Source organism: Variovorax sp. PAMC26660, from assembly GCF_014302995.1.
GTDB lineage: Bacteria > Pseudomonadota > Gammaproteobacteria > Burkholderiales > Burkholderiaceae_C > Variovorax.
The window spans coordinates 3662554-3686479 of sequence record NZ_CP060295.1; the positions used below are offsets into that span (position 1 = coordinate 3662554).

General features: G+C 67.9%; 24 protein-coding genes. 13 read left to right on the forward strand and 11 right to left on the reverse strand.

What is annotated here, in order from left to right; genetic code table 11:
- Positions 1-115 precede the first annotated feature (115 nt).
- Genes H7F35_RS17400 through H7F35_RS17415 form a run of 4 tightly spaced genes read left to right on the forward strand, consistent with a single transcriptional unit; the run spans position 116 to position 3409 of the window.
- Complete coding sequence (locus H7F35_RS17400) at positions 116-988, forward strand: fumarate hydratase (protein WP_187114047.1); 873 nt, start codon at positions 116-118, stop codon at positions 986-988.
- 6 nt (positions 989-994) lie between these two features.
- Positions 995-1612, forward strand: a complete 618-nt coding sequence (locus tag H7F35_RS17405; protein WP_187114048.1) for a fumarate hydratase C-terminal domain-containing protein — start codon at positions 995-997, stop codon at positions 1610-1612.
- Between the two features lie 22 nt (positions 1613-1634).
- On the forward strand, positions 1635-2648 hold the full coding sequence (locus H7F35_RS17410) for a Bug family tripartite tricarboxylate transporter substrate binding protein (protein ID WP_187114049.1): 1014 nt from the start codon (positions 1635-1637) through the stop codon (positions 2646-2648).
- A 20-nt stretch (positions 2649-2668) separates the two neighbouring features.
- Positions 2669-3409, forward strand: coding sequence for an HpcH/HpaI aldolase family protein (locus tag H7F35_RS17415; protein ID WP_187114050.1), 741 nt, complete (start codon positions 2669-2671; stop codon positions 3407-3409).
- On the opposite strand, the gene H7F35_RS17420 is transcribed toward H7F35_RS17415, so the two are convergent.
- The 7 genes from H7F35_RS17420 to H7F35_RS17450 are packed head-to-tail and all read right to left on the reverse strand — an operon-like array spanning position 3396 to position 9274.
- Positions 3396-4163, reverse strand: a complete 768-nt coding sequence (locus tag H7F35_RS17420) for a DNA-binding transcriptional regulator (RefSeq protein WP_187114051.1) — start codon at positions 4161-4163, stop codon at positions 3396-3398. The genes H7F35_RS17415 and H7F35_RS17420 overlap by 14 nt on opposite strands.
- 36 nt (positions 4164-4199) lie before the next feature.
- Entirely contained in the window at positions 4200-5021 is an 822-nt protein-coding gene (locus H7F35_RS17425; RefSeq protein ID WP_187114052.1) for a hypothetical protein, read from the reverse strand.
- Between the two features lie 24 nt (positions 5022-5045).
- Complete coding sequence (locus H7F35_RS17430; protein ID WP_187114053.1) at positions 5046-5675, reverse strand: flavin reductase family protein; 630 nt, start codon at positions 5673-5675, stop codon at positions 5046-5048.
- Between the two features lie 27 nt (positions 5676-5702).
- Positions 5703-6143 carry a nuclear transport factor 2 family protein gene (locus tag H7F35_RS17435; protein ID WP_187114054.1) on the reverse strand — a complete coding sequence of 147 codons (441 nt, stop codon included), beginning with the start codon at positions 6141-6143 and terminating at the stop codon, positions 5703-5705.
- Positions 6144-6163: 20 nt separating this feature from the next.
- A complete protein-coding gene (locus H7F35_RS17440) occupies positions 6164-7075 on the reverse strand; it encodes an amidohydrolase family protein (protein ID WP_187114055.1) in 912 nt (303 codons plus the stop codon).
- 19 nt (positions 7076-7094) lie between these two features.
- On the reverse strand, positions 7095-8066 hold the full coding sequence (locus H7F35_RS17445) for a Bug family tripartite tricarboxylate transporter substrate binding protein (RefSeq protein ID WP_261803665.1): 972 nt from the start codon (positions 8064-8066) through the stop codon (positions 7095-7097).
- Positions 8063-9274, reverse strand: coding sequence for a PLP-dependent aminotransferase family protein (locus H7F35_RS17450; RefSeq protein ID WP_187114056.1), 1212 nt, complete (start codon positions 9272-9274; stop codon positions 8063-8065). Before H7F35_RS17450 ends, H7F35_RS17445 begins: the two co-directional genes overlap by 4 nt.
- 347 nt (positions 9275-9621) lie before the next feature.
- Here H7F35_RS17450 and H7F35_RS17455 point away from each other — a divergent pair, with 347 nt between their 5' ends.
- Positions 9622-11301, forward strand: a complete 1680-nt coding sequence (locus H7F35_RS17455) for a serine hydrolase domain-containing protein (RefSeq protein ID WP_187114057.1) — start codon at positions 9622-9624, stop codon at positions 11299-11301.
- Between the two features lie 88 nt (positions 11302-11389).
- The gene (locus tag H7F35_RS17460; protein WP_261803666.1) at positions 11390-12514 is read left to right on the forward strand and encodes a 3-deoxy-7-phosphoheptulonate synthase; all 1125 of its coding nucleotides are present in this window, start codon (positions 11390-11392) and stop codon (positions 12512-12514) included.
- Here H7F35_RS17460 and H7F35_RS17465 read toward each other — a convergent pair.
- Entirely contained in the window at positions 12483-12788 is a 306-nt protein-coding gene (locus H7F35_RS17465; protein ID WP_187114058.1) for a helix-turn-helix domain-containing protein, read from the reverse strand. The two genes, H7F35_RS17460 and H7F35_RS17465, sit on opposite strands and share 32 nt — an antisense overlap.
- A 28-nt stretch (positions 12789-12816) precedes the next feature.
- Between H7F35_RS17465 and H7F35_RS17470 the strand changes: the two genes are divergently transcribed.
- Together H7F35_RS17470 and H7F35_RS17475 are read left to right on the forward strand one after the other, a co-directional pair.
- Positions 12817-13107: a GIY-YIG nuclease family protein gene (locus tag H7F35_RS17470; RefSeq protein WP_315970480.1), complete on the forward strand. Its 291-nt coding sequence runs from the start codon at positions 12817-12819 to the stop codon at positions 13105-13107.
- A gap of 48 nt (positions 13108-13155) precedes the next feature.
- Positions 13156-13548, forward strand: coding sequence for a carboxymuconolactone decarboxylase family protein (locus H7F35_RS17475; protein WP_187114059.1), 393 nt, complete (start codon positions 13156-13158; stop codon positions 13546-13548).
- A 25-nt stretch (positions 13549-13573) separates the two neighbouring features.
- Here H7F35_RS17475 and putA read toward each other — a convergent pair whose 3' ends face one another.
- Positions 13574-17314 carry a trifunctional transcriptional regulator/proline dehydrogenase/L-glutamate gamma-semialdehyde dehydrogenase gene (putA, locus tag H7F35_RS17480; RefSeq protein WP_187114060.1) on the reverse strand — a complete coding sequence of 1247 codons (3741 nt, stop codon included), beginning with the start codon at positions 17312-17314 and terminating at the stop codon, positions 13574-13576.
- Positions 17315-17494: 180 nt separating this feature from the next.
- On the opposite strand from putA, the gene H7F35_RS17485 reads away from it, so the two are divergent.
- From H7F35_RS17485 to H7F35_RS17500, 4 genes are all read left to right on the forward strand, one after another.
- Positions 17495-18595, forward strand: coding sequence for a hypothetical protein (locus H7F35_RS17485; protein WP_187114061.1), 1101 nt, complete (start codon positions 17495-17497; stop codon positions 18593-18595).
- A gap of 60 nt (positions 18596-18655) precedes the next feature.
- Positions 18656-19255: a helix-turn-helix domain-containing protein gene (locus H7F35_RS17490; RefSeq protein ID WP_187114062.1), complete on the forward strand. Its 600-nt coding sequence runs from the start codon at positions 18656-18658 to the stop codon at positions 19253-19255.
- A 2-nt stretch (positions 19256-19257) separates the two neighbouring features.
- Positions 19258-19812 carry a GNAT family N-acetyltransferase gene (locus H7F35_RS17495; RefSeq protein ID WP_187114063.1) on the forward strand — a complete coding sequence of 185 codons (555 nt, stop codon included), beginning with the start codon at positions 19258-19260 and terminating at the stop codon, positions 19810-19812.
- A 204-nt stretch (positions 19813-20016) separates the two neighbouring features.
- Positions 20017-20499: a DUF2147 domain-containing protein gene (locus H7F35_RS17500; RefSeq protein ID WP_187114064.1), complete on the forward strand. Its 483-nt coding sequence runs from the start codon at positions 20017-20019 to the stop codon at positions 20497-20499.
- 51 nt (positions 20500-20550) lie between these two features.
- Here H7F35_RS17500 and H7F35_RS17505 read toward each other — a convergent pair whose 3' ends face one another.
- Both H7F35_RS17505 and H7F35_RS17510 read right to left on the reverse strand, forming a co-directional pair.
- Positions 20551-21675 (reverse strand): NADH:flavin oxidoreductase/NADH oxidase, encoded by a 1125-nt coding sequence (locus H7F35_RS17505; RefSeq protein ID WP_187114065.1) that lies wholly within the window; start codon positions 21673-21675, stop codon positions 20551-20553.
- Positions 21672-22652 (reverse strand): DMT family transporter, encoded by a 981-nt coding sequence (locus tag H7F35_RS17510; RefSeq protein WP_187114066.1) that lies wholly within the window; start codon positions 22650-22652, stop codon positions 21672-21674. The genes H7F35_RS17505 and H7F35_RS17510 overlap by 4 nt, the downstream gene beginning before the upstream one ends.
- A 133-nt stretch (positions 22653-22785) precedes the next feature.
- On the opposite strand from H7F35_RS17510, the gene H7F35_RS17515 reads away from it, so the two are divergent.
- Positions 22786-23664: a LysR family transcriptional regulator gene (locus tag H7F35_RS17515; protein ID WP_187114067.1), complete on the forward strand. Its 879-nt coding sequence runs from the start codon at positions 22786-22788 to the stop codon at positions 23662-23664.
- The last annotated feature ends 262 nt before the right edge of the window (positions 23665-23926 follow it).

Below are 23926 nucleotides of genomic sequence, written 5' to 3' on the forward strand. Positions count from 1 at the left end.
CCGCAAACGAAACGTTCAGACTTTTCTGCTGGTGAAAACTTCAAAGAATGCACTTGAACACTTGCCGGCGACAGCGCATCGTACGGCCCATCGAGACAAGCGAACCCCCAAAAAAATGGCCATCGACAGTGCCACTCTTCAACGAGTGACGGCGCAGCTCTACGAGCGCTCCCTGAAAAAAATTCCCGACGACACACGTGCCGTGCTCCAGCGCGCGGAAACCGCCGAGACCGGCACCACGGGCAAGCACACGCTGAAGATCATGTTGCAGAGCGCGGACGCCGCGCAGCAGGGCAACGAACTGGTGTGCACCGACGTCGGCATTCCCACCTACAGCATCAAGATCGGCACGCGCGTGCAGTTCGACGGCCCGGTGCGCGAGGCCATCACGCGCGGCTTTGCCGACCTAGTGCAGCACATCGACCCGCCGATCCTCAAGATGGTGACCAACCCGCTCACGCATGCGCGCAGCTATGCCGGCAAGGACATGCCGCTGCTGAGCTTCGACGTGATCGATGACGCCGACTACATGGAAATCGTCTGCGCGCCCAAGGCCATGGGCACCGGCCGGTGGGAAGCCATCGACGCCTTCGTGTACCCGACGCTGGAGCAGATCGAGAGGTTCGTGCTCGACACCGTGCTGCGCGCGGGCTCGCAGCCCTGCCTGCCCATCGTGGTCGGCGTGGGCATCGGCGGCACCTTCGACTACGCGGCGCGGCTGGCCAAGGAATCGGTGCTGCGCCCCTTCGGCCGCACCAACCCCGAGCCCATCCTCGCTGCCATGGAAAAGCGCCTGCTGGACGCCATCAACGGCATGGGCTTCGGCCCCATGGGCACTGGCGGCGACGCCAGCGCGATGGCGGTGCACATCGACTACGCGGCGAGCCACGGCTTCGTGCCGGTCGCGGTGTGCTTCAACTGCTGGATCAACCGCCGCACCGCTGCGCGCATCTACAACGACGGCCGCGTCGAAGACCTGAACTGGTAGGCCGCGATGTTCCACAAGCTCGAACTTCCCCTCTCGCGCGACAAAGTGCGTGAACTTGCGGTCGGCGACATGGTGACGCTGGACGGCGACATCACCGTCAGCATCGGCCTGCCGACACACCAGCGCATGGCGCAGGCCGTGGCCGACGGCCAGGCGCTGCCGGTCGACCTGCGCGGCGGCGCCTTCTTCCATCTGAGCACCTTCGTGCAAGAGACCGCCGATGGCCCCGTGCCGCTCTACATGAACCCGAGCACCAGCACGCGCTACAACGCGTGGATGCCGTCGCTGGTGCGCGGGCTCGACCTGCGGCTGACCGGCGGCAAGGGCGGCCTCGACGCGGCCTGCGTGCAGGCGCTGCGCGACACCGGCTGCGTCTACCTGTCCTTCCTCGGCGGCGGTGCACCGCTGCTGTCGCGCGGACTGCGCCGCGTGGTGTCGTCCCACTGGAACGAATACATCTCGCAGTTCCGCCTGCTGACGTTGAACGTCGCCTCGCTCGGTCCCGCCACGGTGGCAATCGACGCGCACGGCAACAGTCTCTACGACCAGTTGCGCGATCAGGCGCAGGCGCGCATGCCGCAACTGCTGCAGCGTCTGGAAACGGACCGCAAGGCATCCCTTTAGAAAACCTCAGGAGACTTCAAGAATGAACAGGAGACATTGGCTCGGCGCGAGCCTGGGCGCCATCGGCGCAGTGAGCGCAGTTGGCGCGGGCGTGGCCGCAAGCCTTTCGCCGGTGGCCGCATGGGCTGCGAGCGGCGCGTGGCCGAACCGGCCCATCCGCATGGTCGTGCCTTTCCCGCCCGGCGGCAGCACCGACATGGTGGCGCGCTATCTGGCGCAAGGCCTCGGCGAGCGCCTGGGCACGTCCGTCATCGTCGACAACCGTGCCGGCGCGGCCGGCAACATCGGCACCGACGCGGTGGCCAAGGCCGCGCCCGACGGCTACACCATCGGCCTCGTCACCTCGGGCCCGCTGGTGAACAACAAGTTCCTCTACAAGTCGATGCCCTTCGACGGTGACAAGGACCTGACGCCGATCGCGCTGGTCTGCGAGATCCCGATGGTCTTCGTCAGCAACCCCGAGCAACTGAAGGCGCGCAACCTCAAGGAGTTCATCGAGGCGGCCAAGGCCAAGCCTTCCGCGTTCTCGGTTGCCACGCCCGGCAACGGCACCATCGGCCACCTGGCCCTGGCCGACCTGTCGCAGACGACCGGCGTGCGCCTGCAGGACGTGCCTTATCGCGGCGACACCCCCGCGCTCACCGACCTGCTGGGTGGCGTGGTGCAGGCGATTTCGGCGCCGGTGTCCACCTTCATTCCGAACATTCAGGCGGGCAAGCTGCGCGGGCTGGCGGTGACCTCCAGCACGCGCTTTCCCGGCCTGCCCGACGTGCCGACCGCGAAGGAGCAAGGCATCGACCAGACGGCCACCGTGTGGTTCGCGATGGTCGGGCCGGCCGGCATGCCGGCGCCCATGGTGCAGCGGCTCAATGCCGAGATCAACCGGCTGCTCGAATCCCCGCAGGGCAAGAGCAAGCTGCAGCAGTACGGCGGTGTGGTCGCGAGCGGGGCGCCCGAGCTGCTGCGCAAGCGCATCGAGGCCGACGGCCAGAAGTGGCAGCGCGTGATCAAGACCGCGCAGATCAAGCTCGACTGAAGAAAGGCAGGCGTACTCCCATGAACAACAGCAGCACAAGCGCCGCGCAACTCGGCACCTTCGTCAAGACCGGATCGCCGCAGACGGTCGAGGTGCTTGGCACCACCGGGCTCGACTTCGTCGTGGTCGACGCCGAGCACGCGCCCTTCGACCGCGCCCTGCTCGACCTGATGGTGATGGGCGGCCGCGCCGCGCGCATCCCGGTGTTCATCCGCATCCCCGAGATCAACCCTGCGGTGATTCTTTCCTGCCTCGACATCGGCGCCGCCGGCTTGCTGGTGCCGCATGTCGACACCGCCGAACAGGCGCGCGAGGTGGTGGCCATGGCGCGCTACCGGGGCGGGCGGCGCGGCTACTCGGGCGGGCCGCGCTTTGCCGGCTACGCGAGCCTGGGCATGACGGAGGCGCTGCGCCTGGGCGACCAGGCGCAGATCATTTGCCAGATCGAGAGCGCGCAGGCCGTCGAAGAGGCGCAGGCGATTGCCGACGTGCCGGGCGTGGCCGGCCTGTTCGTCGGCCGTGCCGACCTGGCGCTGTCGATGGGGCTGGACGATCCGCGCGCGCCCGAGGTGCTGCAGGCCACGCGCGTGGCGCTGCAGGCGGCTACGCGGGCCGGCAAGCTCGCGGGCATGCACGTGGGCGGCACGCCCGAGCGTGAACAGTTCATGGCCGAGGGCGCCAACTGGTTCGTCGTTTCTTCCGACCAGACCTTGCTGAGGCAGGCCGTGCAGGCCTTCGCCGGGCCGCCTAAAGTGCGCTGAGCCGCTCCCTGATGCGCTGGGCCATCTCCTGCATCGGCGGCAGGAATTTCTTCACCGCCTGTTCTTCGCTGACGGCGGAGGCGATCCACGTGAGCCCAGCGCTGGCCACGACCCTGCGCCCTTCGAAGATGGGCACGGCCAGCGTGTTCGAGACCGGCCTGACGCTGGGCACGCGCAACGCATAGCCCTGCTGGCGGATCTGCCGCAGCATCGCCTGCACGGTACGCGGATGACTGGCCACCGCGTCTTCCGGGTCGTCCGACACCTTGAGGATGTCGAGCAGCGCGCGGCACTCCTGCGCCGTGCAGGCCGCGAGGTAGACGCGTCCGAGCGCGCGCGTCATGAAGCTCAGGCGCATGTTGATGCTGGAATGCAGCAGCGACAGCGGCGAACTGGGAATCGTGCTGTAGCGGATCACGACCGCGTCGTAGTCGGGCACCGCGAGAGCGATCGGCCACTTGAACTTGCGCGTCAGTTCGTCCATGGGGCGCATCGAGGCTTCGACCAGGCGCGGCTCGCCGTGATAGCCCGAAGACAACTGCCGTACGCCCGAGGTCAGGCTGTAGGCGCCGTACTGCGGCGCCCGCGTCACCAGCCCCTTGCCTTGCAGCGTTTCGAGCAGGCGCACCAGCGTGGGCTTGGGAATGCCCGTCTGGCGGTGCAGCGTGTCGAGCGTGCAGACGGGGGAACGGTTGAGCGCGGCCAGCACGTCGATGGCGCGCTCGACGGCGCGGATGGGGGTGAAGGATGCCATGGAGGGCGCAGTGTAGGGCTGCGCCTGCCGTGTGCTTCAGCCGGCCTTGCGGCGTTCGTAGTCGCCCGCGTTGGCGACCCAGCCCTTGTCGATGAAGTCGTGCCGCGGCGGCGAGAACACGTCGATCAGCAGATGGCGGCCAGGGCCGACGCCTTCGGTGGTGTGCACCAGCAGCACCGGCACCGTGATCATCGAGGGCGAGGGGGCGTGCAGGTGTTCGTCGTCGCGCCACTGGTCGGCGTTGCCGCCCCAGTTGACGCGCAGGTGGTGCACGAAGTCGCCCGCCATCGCCAGCGAGCCCTGCTCGAAGTCGGCGTGGTTGTGCGGGCTCAGCTGCGTGCGGTCGCGCGGGCCCTGGTACTCGACCCAGTTGATGCTCAGGGTGTCGGTCTGGAACATCTTGAGCCGCGGCTTGTCGGCCGGGGGCTGGATCGTGTCGACCTCCATCACGTGGATGGCACTGGACGGCGCGCGGCGGCGGTAGTCGTCGCCGGTCGGGCGCACGCGCGCGTCGGGCACGGCGTAGTCGGCCTGGTTGCGCGCCACGCCGGGCGCCAGGTCGGGGCGCGAGGAGGCGACCAGCGCGGCGCGGCCAGCGCCCGCGAGACACACTGTGACGGCGCCGGCCGGCAGCACGCAGACGCTGCGGCCCGGCACCTCGCGCACTTCGGCGCCGGCGTGCACGGTGGCGCCGCCGTCAGGCAACAGCAGCAGCATCTCGTGGTGGCTGGTGGCTTCGACCGGCGCTGCGCCCTCGATCCATTGGACCCAGAAGTTCTGTCCGCGCGCCACCGAGCCCGGCGGGAGTTCGTGGACCGCGGCGCCGCGCACGCCGGTTTCAGATGTTGTGTTCGTCATCGTGTTTCTTTCGTTGTCTTGTCGTCAGTCACGCCGCGGGCTCGGTCGCGAAAGCTCCACCAGCGGGCCGACCGATGCGTACTGGTTGCCGCCCAGCCGCGTGAGCGGCAGCGTGCGCGCCACGTCGAAGCGGCCGTTCGGCTCGACGAATTCCGGGTCGAGGTGGATGCCGACCACGCGGCCGAACACCACGTTGCTGACCGTGTCGCCCGGCCCCTGCGGCTCGATCTGCACGATGCGCAGCAGCTTGCATTCCATGCTCGCCGGCGAACGCGCCACGCGCGGCGGCCGCACCTTCTGGCTCGGCGCCTTCTCCAGGCCCGCAAGCTCGAACTCGTCGGTGCCGTAGGGTGCGTCGAGCGAGCTGATGTTCATGGCATCGCGCAGCTCCCAGGTCACGAGGTTGGTGACGAACTCGCCGGTCGCGCGCACGTTGGTGATGGTGTCCTTCTCGTGCCGGTCGGCCGGCGCATTGCAGGAAAAGATCACCACCGGCGGCGCCGTCGAGACCAGGTTGAAGTGCGAGAACGGCGCGAGGTTGACCCGGCCTTCGGGGCTCATCGTGCTGATCCAGCCGATGGGCCGTGGCGCCACGATGGCGTTGAAAAGCGTGCGCTTGAAATCGGGTGTGTTTTCGGGGTCGATGAAAAGCATGGGGGCTTCTTCTTTCGTTCGAGTGCTTCAGCCCGTGGTGGGCGTGTCGTCCCGGAACAGCGGGCGCAGCGTGCGCAACGCATAGAGCCAACCGCCGTCGCTCTGGCGCACGGCCGTCTCGCGCACGTCGGCGATCATGATCGCGGGCCTGGACGGCAGCACGCCTTCGCCGTCGGCGGCGTACAGGCTCATCACGTAGTTGCAGTCCACGCGCTGCGGCGACACCGGCACCGCGCGAAAGTTCTGCACCACGTGCAGCGAGGTGCGCGCGCCGCGCGCCTGCCGTGCGTTGTAGAAGTCGGCAATGGCGGCGCGGCCGGTGCGCGACTTCTGGCTGGTGGTGAACACCGCGTCCTCGGTGTAGTAGGCGTGGGCGTTTTGCCCCCAGTTGAAGTCGACCTCGTACCAGTAGTCGATGGCGAGCGCCTCGAGCGCCTGGCGAAGCGCGAGTTTTTCGATGTGGTTCATGCGTGGCTCCTGTGCCGGGTTCAGTCTTGCCAGTAGAGGCGCGTGGGGTTGTCCACCAGCAGCTTGTGCAGCACGGCGGGGTCGTTGGAAAAGAGCGGCAGCAGGTCGACCAGCTTGCCGTCGTCGGGCATCTCGCGCACGCTGGGGTGGGGCCAGTCGGTGCCCCAGAGCACGCGGTCGGGTGCGGCCTCGACCAGCCGGCGCGCGAAGGGCACGGCATCCTCGAAGGGCAGGCCGGGGCCGGAAGACAGCAGGTGCGAGGTGCGCTCCGCACCGCTCACCTTGACCCAGCAGCGTTCGTCCTTCATGAGGTCGAGCAGCGCGTCGAAGGGCTCCTGTTGTGGGCCGCTTTCGGCGAGCACGCGGCCCATGTGATCGATCACGTAGGGCAGCGGCAGCGCGTCGAGAAACTGGCGGTACACCGGCAGGTCCTGCGGATCGAAGTGCAGCACCAGGTGCCAGCCCAGCGTCTTCACGCGATGGGCCAGGCTGCGAATGGCGTTCAGGTCCGGCGCACCGCCCAGCCGCCGCACGAAGTTGAAGCGCAGCGAGCGCACGCCGCCTTCGTGCAGCGCCCGCAGCCCGGCGTCGTCGATCGAGGCGGGAACCATTGCCACGCCGCGGTAGGTGTCGGGCGACTGCGCGATGGCGTCCAGCATCGCGCTGTTGTCATGGCCGTGGATGCTGGCCTGCACCAGCACCACGCGCTCGATGCCGAGCAGCGCATGCAGCGCGCGCAACTGCGCCGCCGGTGCGTCCGTCGGTTCGTAGGTGCGCTTGGGTGAATACGGAAAACGCGCGCCCGGCCCGAACACGTGGCAGTGCGCGTCGCAGGCGCCGGGCGGCAGCCGGTAGGTGGGCCGGCTGGGGTTCGGGTGCGGCGGGGGATTGACCTTGAGGGGGGCGGGTGTGCCGAGGGTGTTGTCTGTCATGGTGTGGTGCCTTGTCTCTTCATTCGGCCTTGAAGCCGGAGCGTTTGATGGGCTCTTCCCAGCGCTTGTACTGGGAGGCCTGCGTGCTCGCCAGGAGCTGCGAGTTGCCGTGGTCGGCCACCATCGCCAGGTTGAGCAGCTTGTCGCGCACGTCCTGGGTCGCGAGCGCCTGGGCCACGGTCTTGTCGATGCGGTCCGTGACGGCGGGCGACATGTTGGCCGGCCCGTAGAGACCGAAGAAGTTGTCGACCACCACGTCGATCCCGGACTCGCGCAGCGTCGGTACGTCGGGCAGGGCGGGCGTGCGGTGGGCACCGGTCACGGCAAGCACACGCAGCTTGCCGTTGCGGTGCATCTCCACCACTTCGGCCGGGCTGTCGATCATCAGGGGCACCTGGCCGCCGATCAGGTCCTGGATGGCGGGCGCACCGCCCCGGTACGGCACATGGAGCAGCGGAACGCCGGTGGCCTGTGCGATCACCAGTCCCGCGAAATGAGGCACCGAGCCGGCGCCCGAGGTCGCATACGTGGCCTGCGCGGGGTGGGCCTTCATCCACGCGAACAGCGCTTTCACGTCGCCCGGCGGCACGGCGGGCCCGACGGACACGGCCAGGTCGAGCGTGGTCAGGCGCGACACCGGCGTGAAGTCCTTCACCGGGTCGTAGCCCAGGCTGGTCGGGTAGAGCCAGGGCAGGATGGTCAGTGCGCCGCCTGGGGCAATGGCCAGCGTGCGCCCGTCGGGCCGCGAGCGCCGCAGCTCGCTCAGCGCGATGCGCCCGGCTGCGCCGGGCCGGTTCTCCACCAGCACGTTGGTGTTCAGCGAAACCCGCAGCTTGTCCGCCAGCAGGCGGGCGACCGCGTCCACGCCGCCGCCGGGCGGAAAGCCCACCAGGATGCGCGTGGGCGTGGTGTCCTGCGCCCACACCGACGGCATGTGCGAGGCAGCCGCCGCGAGTGCGAGCGACATCGAAAAGTGGCGGCGTTTCATCATGGAAGGGTTCCTTGTCTTGCGGTCGACCGGTCGGGCGCCGCGTTCAGCGCTCGCGCCAGCAGTTCGATGCCCCGGTCGATCTGGGCGGGCGGCGCGGTCACGAAGGACAGGCGCAGCAGGTTGTGGCGCGAGCGGTCCGCGAAGAACGCGAAGCCGGGCACATACGCCACGCCAAGCTCGACGGCGCGCGGCAGCAGTGCCATGGCATCGATGCCCTCGGGCAGTTCGAGCCAGAAGAACATGCCGCCGGCCGGCACGCGCCAGCGACAGCCTTGCGGCATGTGGCGCAGCAGCGCGGCCTGCATGGCGTCGCGGTGGCTGCGATAGCGCTCGCGAATCAGCGGCACGTGCGTCGCCAGGAAGCCGTCGCGCACGATCTGGTAGACCACCTGCTGGTTGAAGATCGGCGTGTGCAGGTCGGCCGCCTGCTTGGCCTGGACCAGCATGGGCATCAGCGAGGGCGGCGCCACCACGTAGCCCAGTCGAAGGCCCGGCGCCAGCACTTTCGAGAACGAGCCCAGGTACACGCTGCCCTCGGGCCAGTGCGAGGCCAGCGATGCCGGCGCGGGCGCGTCGAACCACAGGTCGCCGTAGGGGTTGTCCTCCACCAGCGGCAGGCCCATGCGACGTGCCTGCGCGGCCAGTTGCACGCGCCGCGCCGCGCCGATGGTGCGGCCGGTGGGGTTCTGGAAGTTCGGCACCACGTACAGGAAGCGCGCGCCGCCGGCCTGCGCCAGGGCCTCGGGCAGCGGGCCTTCGTCGTCGCCGGCGATGTCGAGGTAGTCGGCCTCGTACGGGTTGAAGGCCTGCAGCGCCCCCACATAGGTCGGCGACTCGACCGCCACCACGCTGCCGGGGTCGAGCAGCACTTTGCCGACAAGGTCCAGGCCCTGCTGCGATCCGCTGGTGATCAGCACGTCGCCCGCGCCGATGCGCAGGCCCTGCGCGGCCAGGTCTTGCGCCACCCATTCGCGCAAGGGCGCGAAGCCCTCGGTCGATGCGTATTGCAATGCTTCGCGCGGCGTCTGCTGCAGCACGTGCTGTGTTGCCTCGCGGACCATGTCCAGCGGAAACGCATCGGGCGACGGCAGGCCGCCTGCGAGGGAAATCACGCTCGGGCGGGCCGCGAGATTGAGAATTTCGCGAATGATCGACGGCTGGATGCGCTGGGCACGTCGGGCCAGCTGGAACGGGGGCGAAGAACTCATGCGGTGGTGGGTTGCGATGCGCGAAAAGAAGAAGCGTCCGATCCCTCGCATGACATGCGGGTCCGGGACAACTTCCACGAGAGGCGGCATCTTTTCATCGGCCCCCGGCCGCCGCAATCGGAAATTTCGAAGTTTTCACCAGCAGAAAAGTTGCGCACAACCGGCAGCGGGTTGCCCGTGGGCATGTTCAGGTCGATCGCGTGCCGTTGGATGAGGAGGGTGCCGGAAACCGCCGGCTCATTCGTCTAAGCAAGTGCCGGATCGAAGGGGTGCGGCTCCCGGCCGCCTCTTCGCCCCACATTCCGACTTCTTCACTCTCCGTCCGAATCGTCGGATCTGACCGCGACATGCCCTCTACTGCCACGCAAACCCCGACAGAAATACCGACAGGCCTGGCGGCCGTCGACGCATTGCTGCAACCCTTCAATCGCTGTGACGGGCCCGGCCTTGTCGTCGGCATCGCACGCGACGGCAAGACCCTCTATCGCCGCGGAATGGGGCTGGCCAGCATCGAGCAGGGTGTGGCGAACACAGCGCACACGCGCATGCGCATCGCTTCGACCAGCAAGCACTTCACGGCGCTGGCCGTGTTGTTGCTGGCCGAAGAGGGCAAGCTGGCCGTCGACGATCTCATCCACACGCACCTGCCCGAGCTGCCGGTGCTGAGCAGCGCGGGCCCCACGCTGCGCCAGTTGATGCAACACACAGGCGGATGCCGGGCCGCCATCTCCGACATTGCGCAAGGCCTGGCGGTGGAGCCGGTCGAAGACTGGAGCGCGCCCATGCAGGCCGTGCCGAGCGAGCTGAACTTCGAGCCGGGCAGCCGCATGATCTATTCGAACGGCGGCTACCAATGGCTTGCGCGAGTGATCGAGCGGGTCAGTGGCCTGGGCTTTGCCGAGTTCATGAAGGCGCGCATCTTCGAGCCGCTGGGCATGCACGACACCGAGTCGCTGACAAGCGATTTCGACATCCGGCCGGGAATGGCCATGCAGTACCAGGCGCTGCCGGCATCCGCGGGCGGTGGGTTTCGGCGCGGCATGTACCCGGGCGAGTTGCGCGGCAGCGGATCGCTGGTGTCCAGCATCGACGACATGCTGCGCTGGCTGGCGCACATGCGCAGCCCCGAAAAGAAGATCGGCAGCGCCGCAAGCTGGGCGCAGATGCTCGAACTGCCGACCCTCTCGACCGGCACCGTGGTGCCCTACGGGCTCGGCCTGATGCGCCATCCGTATCGCGGTGTCGAGGTGGTCCACCATTCGGGCGCCGTGCTGGGCACCACCTCGCAGATGATCACGGTGCCCGGGCATGCGCTGGACATCATGATCATGGTCAATGGGGCGGCCGTGTCCCCGGTGGCGCTCGGATTCCAGATCATCGATGCATTGCTGGGCGATGCACACCTCGGTCCGCCGGTTGCGCATGTACCGGCCGACGGGCATTCGGCGCTGTTCGGCAAGCGCTATCACGCGACGGAAACCGGGGTCGTCATCGGCTTCGAGGATGTGGCGGGCAAGCTCGGGCTGTCGTGGATCGGCAAGAAGGCCGCCCCGTTGCGCGAGAGTGAAGGCAGTGGGTTGCTGGCCTGCGAAGACACGGCGCTCAATCCGATCTCTGTCGCACTGCATGCGCTTGGCGGCGACGCCGCACCGGCCGCGATCACGCTGAACGAAGGCGGCAATCTGCTGCGTTGCGAGCGCCTGCCCGATGAAGCGCCGGCAACCGCCGAATTGGCCGCCGCGCTGGCCGGCGGCTACCGGGTTCCGGATCTGGAGGCGCACGCCAGGGTCGAGCTGAAGGCAGGGGTTCTGTTGCTTCGCCTGCAGGGGCCGCACGGTCGCAATGAATTTCGCCTGCAAGGTTTGTCGGCCGATGTGCTGCTCGGCATTGCGGTCGATCCGCTGTTTGCCGCGCTCGTTGGAAACTGCATCGTCAACGTCGATCGCGTGGCGGGCCGTGTCGTCGGGTTGCGGATGGACACGCCGCGCGTGCGGCATCTGCGTTTCTTGCGCGAGTCGTCGGAGTGAGGTGAGCAGGGGGGCGGGCTGGGGTGGTGCCTCCCGCGCCTTCGAGAGGACAATAGTGGAAGCTCACTTCGAAATCAAAGCCACGACCATGTCCCGCCTCGACGATCCCCTCCACGACGCCGAAATCGGCTCCCGCGACAGCACGCTCGACACCACCCGGATCGACGACGTGCGCATCGGCGCCGTTCGTCCGCTCATCACCCCCGCGCTGCTGCAGGAACGCGTGCCCGTGCGCGACAACACGCTGGCGCTGGTCGAAGGCAGCCGCGCGGCGATTGCCGACGTGCTGCACGGTCGTGACGACCGGCTGGTGGTTGTCGTCGGCCCGTGCTCCATCCATGACCACGACCAGGCCATCGAATACGCACAGCGCTTGAAGACGGTCGCCGATTCCCTGCAGGACGACCTGCTGATCGTGATGCGTGCCTATTTCGAGAAGCCGCGCACCACCGTGGGCTGGAAGGGCTACATCAACGACCCGCACCTGGACGGCAGTTTCGCGATCAACGAAGGCCTGGAGCGCGCGCGGCGCCTGCTGCTCGAACTGACCACCCTGGGACTGCCGACCGGCACCGAGTTCCTCGATCTGTTGAGCCCGCAGTTCATTGCCGACCTGATTGCCTGGGGTGCCATCGGCGCCCGCACCACCGAGAGCCAAAGCCACCGGCAGTTGGCGTCGGGCCTGAGCTGCCCGGTCGGCTTCAAGAACGGCACGGACGGCAGCGTCAAGGTCGCGGCCGACGCGATCCTCGCGGCCCGTGCGCCGCATGCCTTCATGGGCATGACCAAGATGGGCATGGCGGCGATCTTCGAGACGCGCGGCAACGACGATTGCCACGTGATCCTGCGCGGCGGCAAGGCCCCGAATTACTCGGCGGCCGATGTCGCGGCGAGCTGCGAGGCGCTGGTGGCGAACGGCCTGCGGCCCCAGGTCATGATCGACGTCTCACATGGCAACAGCAGCAAGCAACACCAGCGGCAGATCGTGGTTGCGCAAGACGTGGCGGCGCAGATCGCGGCCGGCGAGCGGCGCATCACGGGCCTCATGATCGAGAGCCATCTCGAGGAAGGGCGGCAGGACCTGAAGCCTGGCGTCGCGCTGAAGCACGGTGTCTCGATCACCGATGCCTGCATCGGCTTTGCGCAGACGGTGCCGGTGCTCGAAGGGCTGGCTTCGGCGGTCAAGGCGCGGCGGCGTCTGTCGAAGGCGTGAGGCTGGAAGCAGACGCCGACTCGTCGCCTGGCGTCAGCAACCTGGTTGTAACGCCGTAAAGCGCCAGCATGCCCAGCACGTGCCCGATGGCAACGCCTGGTTCGCCCGATTCAATTCGGGCGACCGTCTGGACGTGCACACCCAGTCGGGCGGCAGCGGCGGCCTGGCCTTCACCGGCATCGATGCGTGCCAGCTTGGCGGCTGCACCCATGTCCTTGATTGCCTGAAGAGCGCCGCTGTCGATGTCTGCTGAAATGCGTTTGCCTTGAGCCATCGTGAGATTGTCGCTGCACAATCCCCGCGTGCCTCGAACCCTGCCTGCCTCGCCGCCCACGCCCACGCCCACGCCTTACTGGCTCTACCTTCTCGAATGCGAGGGCGGCGTGTACTACGCGGGAATCGCGATCGACGTGGAGCAGCGCTTCTTTCAGCACCTCTTCGGGCTGGGTGCCAAGTTCACACGCGCGCGTCCGCCGTTGCGCGTGCTGGCAGCCCGTGAATACCCTGACAAAGGCACCGCATTGCGAGCGGAAATCAAGGTCAAGGCATTGCCCCGTGCCCGGAAGCTCGCCTTCTTCGAGACCATGGCGTAGTTCGGCCCGCACCGTGGCCGGCCACAGCCTTCAACCCAGGAGCCTTCCATGAAACCCCAGCCCATCGAGTACGCCGACGCCTCCGACGAAGTCAGGGCCGTCTTCGACGACATCAAGACATCGCGCAACGTGCCCGATGTAAACAACTTCTGGAAGTACCTCGCCAACGACCCGGCCACGCTCAAGCGCACCTGGAGCAGCCTGAAGGAAGTGATGGCACCGGGCGCGCTCGATCCGGTCGTGAAGGAAATGGTCTACCTCGCAGTGAGCGTCACCAACAACTGCGGCTACTGCATCGCGAGCCACCACGCCGGCGCCGAGAAGGCCGGCATGACGCCCGCGATGTTCGCCGAGCTGATGGGCGTGGTCGGCATGGCCAACGAGACCAACCGGCTGGTGAATGGCTACCGCGTGCCGATCGATCCGGCGTTCGACAAGTAGCAAGAGCGAGTCATTCGCGCAGCGATCAGCCGATGGTCATGAGGCTCGCATTGCCGCCGGCCGCCGCCGTGTTGATGCTGAGGGCGCGTTCGACCACGAGGCTTTCGAGCGGGATGTCGGTGTCGCCGGGCGCGAAGGCGCGCACGCTGACGATGGGGCCCGGCCGCGAAGCGATGCGCTGCATGACGCTGGCGAGGCCATCGGCATCGCCGTGATACAGGGCCGCGTCGAAGGCCACGGTCTGCGCGCTCCAGTCGCTCGCAATGGCCACGGACTGCTGAACATCGACCGGTAGCGCTGCACGAAGACTTTGCGCTTCCGCGTCCGCAGGCCAGATCGCCGTGCTGCCCACCGACAGAACAGCAGCCAGTTGCACCAGCCGGTCCGCTTCGGTCCCAGCCAGGCAGAGCACCGCTTCGCGCGGCAGCAGCGTGTAGACGTTGCGCTCGCCCGTTGGTCCGGTCAGCGTGCGTGAGCAGCCGGCGCGCGCCACAGCGGCGAAATGATTGCACTGCACGGCCAGCGCTGGGCGGGCGGTGTCTTCGGCCCATTGGCCCAGCACCGACAGCGCAGCACCATGGCCCGTGTCGCCGGTGCGCCCCATCGCGCGCACCAGCGCATCGTCCGGCCGCTTCGACAGCATGCGCACCATGTACAGCGGCCCGCCTGCCTTCGGCCCGGTGCCCGACAGGCCTTCACCGCCAAAGGGCTGTACACCGACGACCGCGCCGACGATGTTGCGGTTCACATAAATATTGCCCGCCTTCGCATGGTCCACGATCTGCGCGATCGTCTCGTCGATGCGGGTGTGCACGCCCAGCGTCAGGCCGTAGCCGGTGCCGTTGATCTGGCTCACCAGCGCGGCGAGGTCGCGGCGGCGGTAGCGCACCAGATGCAGCACAGGGCCGAACACTTCGCGCTGCAGCTCCGCGATGCTGTCGAGTTCGATCAGCGTGGGCATCACGAAGGTGCCGTGGCGCGTGTCGTGGCCCTGCTCGCGGCCTTGGCGATAGACCTTGCGGCCGCGATCGCGCAATGCGGCGATGTGGCGCTCGATGCCGTCGCGCGCTTCGGCGTCGATCACCGGGCCCACGTCCACGGCCAGCCGCGCGGGGTTGCCGATGCAGCTCTCGGCCATGGCGCCCTTGAGCATCTCGATCAGGCGATCGGCCGCTTCTTCCTGCACGCACAGCACGCGCAGCGCCGAGCAGCGCTGGCCGGCGCTGTCGAAGGCCGAGGCCATCACGTCGGTCACCACCTGTTCCACCAATGCGGACGAGTCGACGATCATGGCGTTCTGCCCGCCCGTCTCCGCGATGAGCGGTACCGGCGCTCCATGCGCGCCTAGGCGCTGCGAGAGTGTCTTCTGCAGGATGCGCGCCACCTCCGTCGAGCCCGTGAACATCACGCCCTGCACGCGCGCATCCGCAACCAGCCCGGCGCCCACCGTCTCGCCGCGACCGGGCAGCAGTTGCACCGCGGCATGGGGCACACCGGCCTCCCACAGCACGCGGATCGCTTCGGCCGCGACCAGCGGCGTCTGCTCGGCCGGCTTGGCCAGCACCGGGTTGCCTGCCGCGAGCGCGGCCGCCACCTGTCCGGTGAAGATCGCGAGCGGGAAATTCCACGGGCTGATGCAGACCATCGGGCCGAGTGCCCGGTGCGTGTCGTTCGAGAAATCGTTGCGTGCCTGTGCTGCATAGAAGCGAAGGAAGTCGACCGCTTCGCGCACTTCGGCGATGGCGTTGGCGTAGGTCTTTCCCGCCTCGCGGGCCAGCAGGCCGAGCAGGCGTGGCATGCGTGCTTCGAGCAGGTCGGCCGCGCGTTCGAGCAGCGCGGCGCGTTGCGCCGGTGGTGTCGCGGCCCATGCCGTTGCAATGCCCTGGGCCTGCGCGATGGCCGATTCGACATCAGCCATCGTTGCTTCCTGCACGCGTCCGACCACATCGCGATGGTCCGCGGGGTTCAGCACATCGGCCTCGCTGCGGGACGCTTCGGCGCCCGGCGCGGTTTCGGCGAGCAGCGGCACGGCACGCCACTTTTCATTGGCGCTGGCCTGCAGCGCCTCGCCTAGCAGCCGCAGGCTGTCGTCGTTCGCCAGGTCGAGCCCTTGCGAGTTGATGCGTTGCTCGCCATAGAGCGCCGGCGGCAACGGGATGGATGGATGGGGCCGCCCCATCGCACCTTCGCGCGCAGCCATGTGCTCGACCGTCGCCACCGGGTCTTCCACCAGTGCCTCCAGCGAGATCGTCGGGTCCGCGATGCGATTGACGAAGGAGGTGTTGGCGCCGTTCTCCAGCAGGCGCCGCACCAGGTAGGCGAGCAGCGTCTCGTGCGTGCCCACGGGCGCGTAGATGCGGCAGGGCCGCCCGAGCGGGCCCACCACCTGCTCGTACAGCGGTTCGCCCATGCCATGCAGGCACTGGAATTCGTACTGGCCCGGCTCGTAGCGCGACGGGTCCGCCGCCGTGTAGATCGCGGCCAGCGTGTGCGCGTTGTGCGTGGCGAACTGCGGGTAGACCGCTTCCGGCGCATCGAGCAACTGGCGCGCGCATGCGAGGTACGACACATCGGTGTAGGCCTTGCGCGTGTAGACCGGGTAGCCGTCCAGTCCGTCGATCTGCGCACGCTTGATCTCGCTGTCCCAGTAGGCGCCCTTCACCAGCCGCACCATCAGCCGATGCCTGCTGCGGCGCGCCAGGTCGATCACGAAGTCGATCACGAAGGGGCAGCGCTTCTGGTAGGCCTGGATCACGAAGCCGATGCCGTTCCAGCCTGCGAGCGCAGGCTCGAAGCACAGCCGCTCCAGCAGGTCGAGCGAGAGTTCGAGTCGGTCGGCTTCTTCCGCGTCGATGTTCAGGCCGATGTTGTAGGCCTGCGCCAGCAGCGCAAGCTCGCACAGCACCGGGTACAGCTCGGCCATCACGCGGGCGTATTGCGCACGGCTGTAGCGCGGGTGCAGCGCCGACAGCTTGATCGAGATGCCCGGCCCCTCGTACACGCCTCGCCCGTTCGATGCTCGGCCGATCGCGTGGATCGCTTCCTCGTACGCGACGCGGTAGCGCTTTGCGTCTTCCGTGGTCAGTGCCGCTTCGCCCAGCATGTCGTAGGAATAGCGAAAGCCCTGCGCCTCCAGCTCGCGTGCATTGCCCAGTGCCTGCGCGATCGTCTCGCCGGTGACGAACTGCTCGCCCATCATGCGCATCGCCATGTCCACGCCCTTGCGGATCAGCGGCTCGCCGCCCTTGCCGATCAGGCGCGTGAGGATGGTCGACAGGCCCGTCTCGCTGTGGGTGGCGACCAGCTTGCCGGTCAACAGCAGGCCCCAGGTTGCGGCGTTGACAAACACCGAGGGGCTGCGGCCCGCATGCGATTGCCACTGGCCGTGCGCGATCTTGTCGCGGATCAGCGCGTTGCGCGTCTCGGCATCGGGAATGCGCAGCAGCGCTTCGGCCAGGCACATCAGCGCGACGCCTTCCTGCGATGACAGCGCGTATTCCTGCAGCAGGCCCTGCACGAGCCCGGCGCGGCCGCTGGCGTTCTTGCGGGCGCGCAGTTGCAGGGCGATCCGGTGGGCGAGCGCGTGGGCCTCTTGCGCAAGGCCGGCCGGCAGGCGTGCCTTTGCCAGCAAGGGCGGCAGGGCTTCCGGTTCTGGGCGCCGGCAGGCCGCGGTGATCTGCTCGCGCAGCGCGGAGGGCTGCTCTGCGAGGCCATCGGCAAATGCGGTGAAGGAAGAGGGAGGGGCGGCAGGGCTGGGGTCGGGCATAGGGTGTCCATGCTGGTGATAAGTTGAATGATCTCTCTACACAGGGTGAATGTCTGTTCGAAGAATGCCGTGCTTGCCGAGCAAATCACTAGGCGATCAGGCGCTTTCCAGTGCGGGCCTGTGAAGGCCGGGGCGAGAATCCACATCCCGCTCAGGGCGAGCACTTCAGGGAGTCCTTGTATGCACGGATGGTCTTACCTCGCGGGCGGGTGTCTGGCGCTCGCAAGCCTGCAGGTTCAGGCACAGGGCGCCGACTGCACCGCAGCGGCGTCTTCGGCTTGCTATCGCTCGTTCCAGCCACCGGGCTCCGGCGGGGCGTTGCACTACTACGCGTCGCTGTCGCCCGATGGCGCTGCACCTACCAAGGTGCTCGTCGCGATGCATGGCCACCCCCGCGATGCCAACAAGACCTTCGACGCGGCCTTGCAGGCTGTGCGCGGCGCCAGCGCACTGGCCGACACGCTGGTCGTGGCACCGCTCTTCCAGGTGGCGCAGGGCAAGGCCGGCAAGTGCGGCACGCCGGGCGTGCCGGTGGCCGAAGCTGGCGACCTGCTGTGGACATGCGGCTCATGGCTCGAAGGCGGCGGTGCAAGCAACGGCAACGGCATCACGTCATTCGCCGCCATGGACGCGCTGGTGACCGAACTCACACAGCGTTGGCCCAGCCTGCGCACGGTCACCATCGCGGGCTTCTCGGCCGGCGCGCAGATGGTGCAGCACTACATCGGCTTCGCGCAGGAACCGGACTCCGAGTCGGTGGCCGTGCGCTATGTGGTTGCCGACCCGGGCACCTGGCTCTACTTCGATCCGGTGCGCCCGCAGCCGATGCGCGATGGCGTGGCCGTCGCGTGGACGGCCTGCGGCAGCGGGGCGGACACCTTGCGCAATTGCACGTTGAGCTTTCCGGCGGTGGCCGATGACGCCTGCCCTGCACTGAACCGCTGGAAGTACGGAACCGACGCCTTGCCCGGCAGCCTTGGCCGCAGCGCCGCGCAGGTGCGCCAGCGATACGCAAGCGCCGACGTCAGCTATCTGGAAGGTGCGCTGGACAGCAGCGATGCGAAGGGCACCTACTACGGCATCCTCGACAAGTCCTGCGCGGCCGCCGCGCAGGGCCCGTACCGGATGCAGCGCGGCCTGGCCTATGCGCAGTACGACAGGGCGCTGCTCGCACCCGTCAAGCGCCGCGAGGTCCTCGTGGTGCCGGGCTGCGCGCACGACGTGGCGTGCGTCTTTCCCTCGGCGGCTGCCCGTGCCGCGTTGCTCGGGCCTTCGCGCTGACGCCGCGTACGCCATTCGGCGATTGACAGCGTTTCCTGAATATTGGATATTTCATCCAATATGAAAGAAGACCTCAAAGAACCCGCCAGCCTGAACGACCGCATCGCCCAGCGTGTGCGCGACCTTCGCGCGGCGCGCGAGCTGTCGCTCGATGCGCTGGCCACGCACTGCGGCGTCAGCCGTTCGATGATCTCGCTGATCGAGCGCGGTGAGAGCAGCCCGACAGCCGTGGTGCTCGAAAAACTCGCAACCGGCCTGGGTGTTCCCCTTGCCTCGTTGTTCGAAGAGCCCGTTGCCGAGCCCGGCCCCGTGTCGCGGCTGGCCGACCAGTTGCTGTGGCGCGATCCGCACTCGGGCTACGTGCGCAGAAACGTGTCGCCGGGCAGTGCGGCCTCGCCGATCCAGATCGTCGAAGTGCAGTTTCCACCGAAGGCGCGCGTGGCCTACGAGACCGGCGCGCGGGAGCCGAAGGTGCACCAGCAGGTGTGGGTGCTCGAAGGCCGCATCGAAGTCACGGTGGGCGACGACCGCCATCTGCTCGATGCCGGCGACTGCCTCGCGCTCACGCTCGACCGCCCCATGAGTTACCACAACCCCACCCGCAAGACCGCGCGCTACGCGGTCGTGATCACTACTTCGACCGCTTCCTCATGGAGATGAATATGACCACCGACACAACGCCTACCCATACCCCGCGCATTCGCGCCCTTCCCACCGTGACCGACGCGCAGTTGCATGCACTGGCCAACGTGCTCATCGACTGCGTCGCAGGCGGCGCCTCGGTGAGCTTCATGCAGCCGCTGTCCTTCGAGCGTGCGTGCGCCTTCTGGCAAGGCGTGGCCGATGGCGTGGAACGGGGCGAACGCGTGTTGTTCGTCGCCGAAGACGCCGAGGGCATCGTCGGCACTGTGCAACTCGTGCTCGCGCAGCCCGAGAACCAGCCGCACCGCGGCGAGGTGGCGAAGATGCTCGTGCATCGCCGGGCACGCCGCCAGGGCCTTGGCGCGCTGCTGATGCAGGCGGCCGAGCAAGAGGCGCGCGCGCATGGCAAGACGCTGCTGGTGCTTGACACATCGGGCGCCGAAGCCGCGCGGCTCTATGCCCGCGTCGGCTGGCAGCGGGTGGGCGTGATCCCCGGCTATGCGCTGCTGCCCGAAGGCGAGCCGTGCAGCACGACTTTTTTCTATCGCGAACTGGGTGCCACCGCCGAGCAATGACCGAATTGGACTGACTGCCGCACGTTGTTGGGCTTGTCAGCCTCCGGGTTGCCGCGACCGCGACAGACAGATTTGTATCGCTCTTTGTCTGGGGTGCGGCCAGACATACAACGCGACGATTCTCCGGGTGTCGTGACACACGGGAAGGTTCGGGCGGCGGTTCAATGGGCACCCCATCCACTCGATACGAAGCCCACCATGCCCATGCCCTTCTCATTCCATCGCCCAGGCCGCACCTTGGCCGCCGTGCTGTTGCTGGCCACGGCCTTCGCCGCGCACGCGCAGTCTTCCGAGGCGACCGATCCTCGCGGCCGCTGGCTCACCGCCAACGGCAACCTCGAAGTCGAGATCGCACCGTGCGGCACCGCGTTGTGCGGCACTGTCGTCAAGGTGCTCGGCAACCGCTCGATGGCTCCCGGCGGCAGCGACATGCAGCCCGCCGACGCCCGACCGGCATTGGGCATGACATTGCTGCAGGACTTCAAGCCGGTCGGTGCCGAAAACGCTTTGCGTCCGCCTGCCGAATGGGCCGGCCAGATCTACAACCGCGAGAACGGCAAGACCTACAGCTGCAACATGTCGGTGAGCACCGCCACCCATGCGGGTGGCGAGCTGTTGCTGCATGCCTATGTCGGTGTGCCGCTCTTCGGCAAGACGCAACACTGGCTGCGCGTCGCACAGAACTGAGCGGGGAGGGCGATGCCGATGCCGATGCCGACAGTCCTTTCGGCTCTTCTGCTAGCGCGCCCCGAACGCCGCGTTCTCGAACAGGTCCTTGAACTCGCGCGGCTGCGAGCGCCAGTACTGGTGCGGCGCCTTCACCTGCGCGCCCAGTTCGGTCGCCGCATGCCAGGGCCAGCGCGGGTCGTACAGGATCGCGCGGGCCAGCGACACCGCATCGGCCTGCCCGTCGGCAATGATGGCCTCGGCATGCCGGGGCTCGGTGATGAGCCCGACGGCGATGGTCGGCAGGCCGACCTCGGCCTTGATGCGCTGCGCGAACGGCACCTGGTAGCCGGCGCCGAGCGTGATGGCCTGCTGCGGCGAGACACCGCCGCTTGACACATGGATGGCCGCGCAGCCACGTGCCTTGAGCGCCTGCGAAAACGCGACCGTGCCGTCGAGGTCCCAGCCGCCGGGCACCCAGTCGCTGGCCGAGACGCGCACCCATACCGGGCGCTCGGCCGGGAAGACCGCACGCACCGCGTCGAACACTTCGAGCGGAAAGCGCATGCGGTTCTCCAGGCTGCCGCCGTATTCGTCGTCGCGGTGGTTGGCGATGGGCGACAGGAACTGGTGCAGCAGATAGCCGTGCGCCGCATGGATCTCGATGCCATCGATGCCCAGCCGCGCCGCGCGCCGTGCTGCCGCCGCGAAGGCATCGCGCACGCGGGCAAGGCCGGCCGCGTCGAGCGCGATGGGCGCGTCTTCCGTGGGCGAATGCGGCACGGCCGAGGGCGCATATGCCTTCCATCCGCCCGGCTCTTCGGGGCGGATCTGCTTGCCGCCTTCCCACGGTGCACGGCTTGATGCCTTGCGCCCCGCGTGCCCCAACTGCATGGCGATCGCGATGGGCGAATTGGCCCGCGTGGCCTTCAGCACCCGCGCCAGGCCTTCTTCGTTCGCGTCGGAATACAGCCCGAGGTCGCCGGGCGAGATGCGCCCTTCGGCCTCCACCGCCGTCGCCTCGATGATCAGCAGCCCCGCGCCGGAAAGCGCGAGGTGGCCGAGGTGAATCAGATGCCAGTCGCCCGGCGTGCCCTCCGCGGCGGAGTACTGGCACATCGGCGCGATGACGATGCGGTTGTCTATTTGAAGCTTGCCGAGCCGCAAGGGCTCGAAGAGTTGGCTACGACTGCTCATGATGATGGTGATGCGGCTCCACAGGAGCGGTAATTCTGGGGCGTGTCCGCGATCCGGGGCACGGGCGCCGCAGAAGCCTTGCGGCTCGTGGCGGTATGGATCAGCAGCGCACCGACCACCATCGCCATGCCGACGATCTCGTTCACCGTGGGCGGCTTGCCCAGCGCCACGCCCATCAGCAGCGCCGACACCGGCACGAAGTTCAGGAAGGCCGTGCCCGTGACCGCACCGAGCGTGCGCACGCCGTAGTTGAAAGCCAGCACCGCAATGGCCGAAGACACCAGCCCCACATACAACAGCGCCTGCCACGACAGGCGCAGGCCTTCCATGCTCGGCACATGCGACCAGCCGAACAAGGCGGCGACGACGGCGGTGGCCAGCAGCAGCGGCCATGAGGCCAGCACCGTGAGCGCCGTGTACTCGATCACGTCGAGTTCCGGAAAGCGCGCCGCGCCGCGCGTGTACCAGACCCAGCCCAGCGTGCCGATGAAGGCCACCGCATCGCCGAAGAGCGTGGACTCGGCGGCCGGCCCCGCGCTGAACAGCAGCCCCGACACGATGGCCACGCCCAGCAGCGCGAGCGCAGTGGTCAGCAGCGTGGCGCGCGCGGGCCGCACACCGTCGAGCGCCCAGCGCAGCAACTGCGTGGTCATCGGCGTGGTCGCCATGATCACTGCGCCGTGCGAGGGCACCGAATGCGAGAGCCCGACCAGCAGCATCACGCTGAAGATGCCGAAGCCCGCGTACCCGCGCAGCGCCAGTGCACCCGCGTTCAGCCGCAGCTTGCGCCAGGGCGCGGCGCCGCGCGGAAGAATGAGCAGCACGAACAGCAGCGCCGACATGCTGTAGCGGATCAGCGTGAACCACACAGGCTCGACGTGGTGGAGCACGCCCTTGCTGACCAGGAACATGCCGCCCCAACCGGAGGTGGCGAGCAGCAGCGCGGCGATGCCTAGCAGGCGTTGACGAGGGGACATGGGGAACCTTTGGCAATGGATCGATGGCTCCAAGGATCGGGTTTCACCGCGCCGATTGCCATTCGCTTCTTTGGACGGGGGTCTCCAAAAATGCGAAGGGTCGGATGTGGCCGAAGCGCTCACAATTTGCCCCATGGAGCTTTATCAACTGAAGACTTTCGTTGCCATCGCCAAGGAAGGCAGCCTGACCCGCGCCGCCGAACGCGTGTTCACCAGCGCGCCGGCGGTCAGCGCGCAACTCAAGGCGCTGGAAGACGAATTGGGCGTGAAGCTGTTCGAGCGCACGCCGAAGGGCATGTCACCCACCGAGGCCGGCCTCAGCCTGCTGGAAGAGGCCGAGCGCACGCTGGCTTCTGCGTCGCGCATGCGTTCGGCGGCCGACCAGTTGCGGGGCGCGGCGCAGGGTGTGGTGCGCTTCGGCACGGTGGTCGATCCGGTGGCGTTGCGGCTGGGCGACGTGCTGGTGAAGCTGGCGGAGCGCCATCCACAGGTCACGCTGCAACTGAAGCAGGGGCTGTCGTACGAAACGCTGTCCGCCGTGCAGCGCGGCGAACTCGACTGCGCCTATGTGCTGAGCGACGGCGAGCAGAGCGAGGGACTGGAGCTGCATCGGCTGGGCGCGGTCGACCTGGTCGTGGCGCTGCCATTGCCGGTCGCGCAGGCGCATCCCGACCTGTCGCTCGATCAGCTCACGAACCTGCCGTGGGTGGGCACGCCGCTTTCGTGCATCTTGCGCGTGCATCTTGAAAAGCTGTTCGCGGATGCGGGCCGCGAGTACCGCCAGGGCCGCACGGCCGATGGTGAAAGCGCGATCCGCAGCATGGTCGCGAGCGGCATGGGCGCGGGGCTGCTGCGGCTCGATCAGGCGGAGCAGGGCGAGCGCAATGGCGAGCTGGCGATCTGGCAGGGCTGGCGTTCGCACACGTGGCTGTGCTGGGTCGCGCCGGCTGGCGGCAAGCGCGCCGTGGCGGTTGATGCGGTACGTAGCGCGGTGTTGGAGGCTTGGGCCTGAGATGAAGGACTGTGTTTGATTTTTGGGCGTCGCTGTTCAGGGCGTCGCTCACGCCGACACGGTGCTCTTTTTCGCGAATGTCCCCTGCTTCGCTCCTCCTTTATTTCGCGAAAAAGAGCCCCGTATCGACGTGAGCGTTGGACAGAGCGGTCGTTGATCGGCTGCACACCAGCAGCGTGTCCTGTGCGAATGGCACCGGGTGCTCCCCGCAGCGAAATAAAGGAGGAGCGAAGCGGGGGACATTCGCGGAGGGGAGCACCCG